Below are 456 nucleotides of genomic sequence, written 5' to 3' on the forward strand. Positions count from 1 at the left end.
TCTTGGCGCACCGTTCGTCCCGCACCGGACGAGGGCACCAGTCAGCCCGGCCGCAGCCGCGCCGGGCCGAAGCGCACTACGGCACGACCGCGCGCAACCATCGAACTACAACGAGGAATGACAGTGAAAAAAATCTTGGCGGCTTTGACCGTGGCCCTGCTGGCGGTGTCGGCAGGCGGCGTGCAGGCGAAGGATTGGTCGACGATCCGCTTTGGCGTCGACGCGAGCTACCCGCCTTTCGAATCGAAAGGGCCGGACGGCAAGGTGGTCGGCTTCGACGTCGACCTCGGCAACGAAATCTGCAAGCGCGTGAAGGCAAAGTGCGTGTGGATCGAGAACGACTTCGACGGCATGATCCCGGCGCTGAAGGCGCGCAAGTTCGACGGCGTGCTGTCGTCGATGTCGATGACGCCGCAGCGTGAAGAGCAGATCGCGTTCTCGTCGAAGCTGTTCAAC

Annotated in this window: 1 protein-coding gene; it reads left to right on the top strand. The window is 63.6% G+C overall.

Translation table 11 applies throughout. From position 1 onward, the window contains the following. Positions 1-123: 123 nt before the first annotated feature. A partial coding sequence (locus J5M67_RS28455; RefSeq protein ID WP_368735972.1) for a transporter substrate-binding domain-containing protein occupies positions 124-456 on the top strand: 333 nt, incomplete at its 3' end.

Origin of the sequence: Pseudomonas sp. 30_B, assembly GCF_017491605.1 — a bacterium.
In the GTDB taxonomy this organism is placed as follows: Bacteria; Pseudomonadota; Gammaproteobacteria; order Pseudomonadales; family Pseudomonadaceae; genus Pseudomonas.